The organism is Rhizobacter sp. P3_B12, from assembly GCF_056402895.1.
Map to the genome: position 1 here is coordinate 1 of NZ_JBFUGN010000432.1, position 5,003 is coordinate 5,003.

Sequence of the window (5,003 nt, forward strand, 5' to 3'; positions counted from 1 at the left end):
GTGCCGGTCGGCTCGAAGAAGCCGATGCTCTGGTGTCAATGGCCCTGGCGCCGGAAGAACAGCCCCGTGTAGAGGCGGGCGCCGAACGCGAAGCCGAAGGCCAGCCCGATCGACAGCACGAGGTACATGCCGACCAGCAGCACCGATGCCGCGCCTTCTCCGCGCCCGGCCAGGTAGCTGCCCACCGCGCCGACCAGCAGCAGCGCGATGACCGCACGGCGCTCGCCCTGCAGGCGGGCCAGCGTGCAGAACAGCGCGAAGGCGGTGATCAGCCCGGCCAGCAGCAATGCGTTGCGGCGCGGCGTCGTCAGCATCGACCATCGCTCGCCCCAGCTGCGCCGCGGCGGCTGCGCGGCCGGGCCCTTCAAGGCGTCGGCGACCAGGCGGTCGGTGGCAGCGTCGAAGCCGCCCGGCGTCTGCAAGGCCTCGTCGCTCCACTGCAGGTCGGTCGCCTCGCCGGCGCGCAGCTTCTGCATCGCGGTGCGCCAGGTGTCGTCCTGGTCCGACGGCGACACCGTCGTCCGGCAGAACAGGGTCACGCTGGCGCCCGGCGCCAGCACCGGATTCGCACCGCGCTCCGGGTGGCAGCTCCAGTTCACGCCCGCCCGGTAGCTGAGCGGGATCCGCACCGCGAGCTTGTGGGCCCCGATCGTGWAGCTGCCGCTGTTCTGCACCGTCAGGCCCCACAGCGCGGCCGTGCGCGATGGGGACTGGATCCACACGTTCGGCGCTGCCGGCGCGAGGCGGCCGCCGAACTCCGCGGCTTCGTCGCCCAGCGGCGGCTCGCCGGCCACCGGGTCGATCTTCAGGCTGCGCGACAGCTCGGCGTGCCAGCGGCCGGTGATGTCGCGGTGCCGTGCGGCCTGCGGCAGCGTGTCGTCGATGACCTGCCCGAGCGTCGCGGTAGCCGGCAGGTGCTCCCCGGCGAGCTGGCGCAGGTGCACCGCGAAGAGCCCGCGGCGCAGCGCCTGCAGGCCGTTGCGGTCGCCGGGGGCCAGCTCGCGCCATGCCGGCAGCCAGGCCCAGGCCGAGCCCGGGCGGGCGCCCAGCCGCTGCTCGCGCAGCGCCTCCATCGGGTCGCGCCCCGGCCCGTGCAGGTCGGCGAGCACGAACACGGCGAGGGCCAGTGCCGCCGCGAGGGCGGCCAGCAGCGGCGTCCATCCGGAAAGGAGTGACCAGCGGCCCGTCCGCGCCGCCGCCGCCGAGCCCCCTGCGGCCGGCGTGCGCGGTCGGCGCGTGCTCGGGTAGCGCGCCAGGCGCTTCGCCTCGACTTCAGCGGCCACGGCGAGATCGGCTTCGGCCGCCGCCAGCAGCGGGTCGATGTCCGGCAGGTCCTGCGCGACGACGATGTGGCCGCAGTGCCCGCACTGCGTGTCGCGGGCCGGATCGAGCGCGGCGCCGCAGGCCCGGCACGGCCAGGCGGTGGCACGGCCGATGGCACGCGGCGATGCGCCCATGCCGTCCAGCCGAAGGCGCAGCGAATGCGCCAGGCGCGGCATGTCGATCACCACCAGCGCGGTGCCGCACCAGCTGCAGTGGTCGTCGCCGGCCGACGCGGCGCCGCCGCAGTTCAGGCAGTGCAGCGTGTGCTTCTCCTGCGCCAGCGCCTGCCGCTCGGCGACGCCCAGCGGGCGCACCAGCCCGCGTTCGGCCAGCAGGCCGCTGTGGCTGTGCAGGTGGCCGTGGCGGCGCGGGCACTCCAGCGCGGCGAACAGGCCGAAGCGCGACCGGTTCTGCACCTGCTTCAGCGTCGCGGCGCAGCGCGGGCAGGCCGGGTGCGCGACCTGGGCCTCGGCCAGCGGGCGGCTGGTGCCGGCCTCCATCTCGCGCAGCAGGCGCACCCAGCCGAAGCTGTCGAGCTGCACCGATTCGAACTCGTCGAACCACACGAGGCGGCAGTCGGGGCAGTGCTCCACCGCGACCGGCTGTCCCTTGTGCGACGACAGCGACAGCACGCGCATCGGCGCGCTGCAGCGCGGGCAGGCGATGCGTCGGGCGACGTTCGGCTCGGCGGTCTCGGCGGGAGCGTTCACGGCCATGGCCTCAGCGCAGCTTGGCGATCGCGCGCGCCGCCAGCCGCCCGGCGCTGACCACCTGCGGGTGCGGATGCAGCGTGCACAGCTCGGCGATCGGGCCGAGCGCGCGCGACGGCCGCTTCTCGATCTCCGCCGCGACGGCCTCGCCGAGGAAGAAATCGGGGTCGGTGACGAGCCGGCGCAGCAGGGCCGCGTCGGTCAGGTCCAGCGACGGCACCAGTGCCATCACGACATCGTGGCCCGCGTGGCCGCCGATCAGCTCGCCGATCCAGCGCGACAAGCCGGCCTGGTCGGCCGCGACCGGCGAGCACGCCGGGTGCAGCTCGCTGAGCCAGGTCTGCTGCCGCTTTGCCTCGTCGGCCGCCGCGATGAAGTCGGACAGCGACGCGTAGACGATGCGCGAATCGTCGTCGTGGGCCAGGTAGAACACGCTGCCCTGCAGCGGCGAGCGGCTGGCGTAGACGTGGTGGTTGCTGGTCTCGGGGTCGTCGAGCACGATGCCGCCGAGCGCGGCGACGATCGGGTGGTACGTGAGCAGGCCGGTCCACTCGGCGGCCTGCGCGCGGTCGAGCAGGTTGAGCTCGACATCGAGCCGGCCGGCGTAGTCGCCGACGGCGATGCGGGCGAACCAGGGGTCGAGTTCGGGGGGCAGGGTCATGGCGAGAGGAATGGGAACAAGCGGGAACGCTACCAAAGTCACTGTGTGGCATGGAGCCTGTGCGGCAGAGTATTTGACACGTCAACCTCGACGCGATCCAAGGGAGGAATGCATGAACATCAGAAAGTACGCGGCAGTTGCCGTAGTGATCGGCTGCGGCCTGCTGGGCCAGGCGGCCCACGCGTATCCGCAATGGAAGCCGGTCTTCCAGTCCGGCAAGGTGAACGGCGTGCTGACGCCCGGTGCCGGGCAGACGCCGATCAACTTCTGGTACGACATGAGCGTGGAGCCGGTCGCCTACTCGCCGATCTACGCGGCCAGCGGCAAGGTCTTCAACGCGCTCGCGACGGCCTGGAACAACGCGGTCTACGCGCAGGCCCACCCCTATGAGGAGTACCGCAGCCACCAGGCCACGGCCACGGGCCCGGTGATCGTCAGCTACGACCCGGCCGCGCCGGCAGGCACCCCCAAGGTCAACATCACGGTGCCGACGCTGAACGCAACGGTGAACACGCGTGGCCACAAGAACGGGATCTGGGCCGACTGCACGCTGACCGTGAGTTCCGGGCCGCTGACGATCACCGCCGACGACCTCAACCTCGCGACGGGCGCCCTCGTCAACCCGGTGACGCACTCGACGCCGACGAACAACACCGACTGCTCGTCGATGTCGTGGTTCCCGATCGTGGGCGACATCGCCTCCCGCCTCGCGACCAGCCATGCGTCGGGCATGTTCAGCGTGACCGAGGTCGACTTCAGCAACGCGGTGCAGTCGATCCTGCCGTCCAACGTCTTCTCCGGCATCCCGTCGCTGCCGGCCGGCAAGTTCATGGTGGGTCCGGTGGACTATGGCGCCTACGTCACCAACAACCTGCCGCTGCTGCTGTCCGGCGGCTTCGACCTGACGCTGTCCCAGGAGAACCTGCCGGCCGTCTACGGCACCGTGACCGAGCAGCGGCTGCTGCTGGCCTTCAAGGGGCCGGCGGCCGGGTTCAGGTTCAACCTGTACGAGACGGCGTTCTACCGCCGCGAATGGGTCTGCGATCCGGGCGTGCCCTGCCAGCAGCCCTGATCAGCCGAGCGTGTCGGCCCAGATGTTGCGGGCCCAGGCGCCGGCATAGGCGCCCTCGGCCTCGTTGCGCTGGGCCGACACGCCGCCGGCACCCGCCACCGGCTKGAAGGTCGATTCCGCCGCGACGTACTCGTGCACGCTCGCGACGTGGATCGCGTGGGTCTCGTCAACGAAGCTGTAGCAGGTGTTTGTCAGCATCGGGTGTTCGTTGACCGCAACGCCCGACAGCTGCGCGACGATCGCCGCGGCCGCCACCTTGGCATGCGCGTTCGCCATGTGCGCGCTCTTCGGCATGCCGGGGGCGATCTGGATCGCGTCGCCGAGCACGTGCACGTCCTGCGCGGCGGTCGAGCCGAAATCGATGAAGTTCACGCGGCACCAGCGGTTCACCGCATTCGCGAGGCCGCTCTTCACCGCGAGCGCGCCGGCGCGCATCGGCGGCAGCACGTTCAGCACGTCGGCGCGCACGGCATCCTGCAGCTCGATGCGCAGCGTGCCTGCTGCCGCGTCGACGCCGATCACCTTGTGCTGCGGCCGGTACTCGACGATGCCGGGATACAGGTCGCGCCATGCGGCCTTGAAGAGCGCGGGCTTCGAGACGACGTCGGCGTTGGCGTCGAGGACCAGCAGCTTCGAGCGCGGCTTGGCGCGCCGGAAGTAGGCGGCCACCACGCAGGCGCGCTCGTACGGCCCCGGCGGGCAGCGGTACGGCGACTCGGGGATCGTGATCGCGAACACGCCGCCGTCGGGCATCGCCTCGAGCTGGCGGCGCAGCGCGAGCGTCTCGGGCCCCGCCTTCCAGGCCTGCAGCACGCGGCCGTCGTCGTGCGCACGGCGCAGGCCTTCGACCTCGTCGAACATCAGCTCGATGCCGGGCGACAGCACCAGCTTGTCGTAGCCGATCGTCGCGCCGGACGCGAGCGTCACCTGGCGGCGCCCGGCGTCGATCGTGGTGGCCTCGTCGCGCACCCAGCGCACGCCGTGGCGCGCGGTGAGCGCGTCGTACGAGAGGGTGAGGTCGTCGAGCGTGCGCGTGCCGCCCAGCACCAGGTTGGAGCCGGGGCAGGACACGAAGCGCGGCTGCGGCTCGATCATCACGACCTCGATGCGCTGCTGCGACAGCAGCCGCACGTAGCGCGCCGCGGTGGCGCCGCCGAAGCCGCCGCCGATCACCACCACCTGGGCACGCGCCGGCACGGCGGCCGGTGCGGCGCAGCCGGCGATGCCGGTCACGCCG

Annotated in this window: 4 protein-coding genes; 1 reads left to right on the top strand and 3 read right to left on the bottom strand. The window is 72.2% G+C overall.

Annotation, left to right across the window (positions count from 1 at the left end):
• Positions 1 to 35 precede the first annotated feature (35 nt).
• Both AC1D01_RS20425 and AC1D01_RS20430 read right to left on the bottom strand, forming a co-directional pair.
• Positions 36 to 2,033: a hypothetical protein gene (locus AC1D01_RS20425; protein WP_477869488.1), complete on the bottom strand. Its 1,998-nt coding sequence runs from the start codon at positions 2,031 to 2,033 to the stop codon at positions 36 to 38.
• A 10-nt stretch (positions 2,034 to 2,043) separates the two neighbouring features.
• Complete coding sequence (locus AC1D01_RS20430; RefSeq protein WP_477869490.1) at positions 2,044 to 2,694, bottom strand: hypothetical protein; 651 nt, start codon at positions 2,692 to 2,694, stop codon at positions 2,044 to 2,046.
• 112 nt (positions 2,695 to 2,806) lie between these two features.
• On the opposite strand from AC1D01_RS20430, the gene AC1D01_RS20435 reads away from it, so the two are divergent.
• Positions 2,807 to 3,766: a hypothetical protein gene (locus tag AC1D01_RS20435; protein WP_477869492.1), complete on the top strand. Its 960-nt coding sequence runs from the start codon at positions 2,807 to 2,809 to the stop codon at positions 3,764 to 3,766.
• On the opposite strand, the gene AC1D01_RS20440 is transcribed toward AC1D01_RS20435, so the two are convergent.
• Positions 3,767 to 4,999, bottom strand: coding sequence for an NAD(P)/FAD-dependent oxidoreductase (locus AC1D01_RS20440; RefSeq protein WP_477869494.1), 1,233 nt, complete (start codon positions 4,997 to 4,999; stop codon positions 3,767 to 3,769).
• Positions 5,000 to 5,003: the final 4 nt, after the last annotated feature.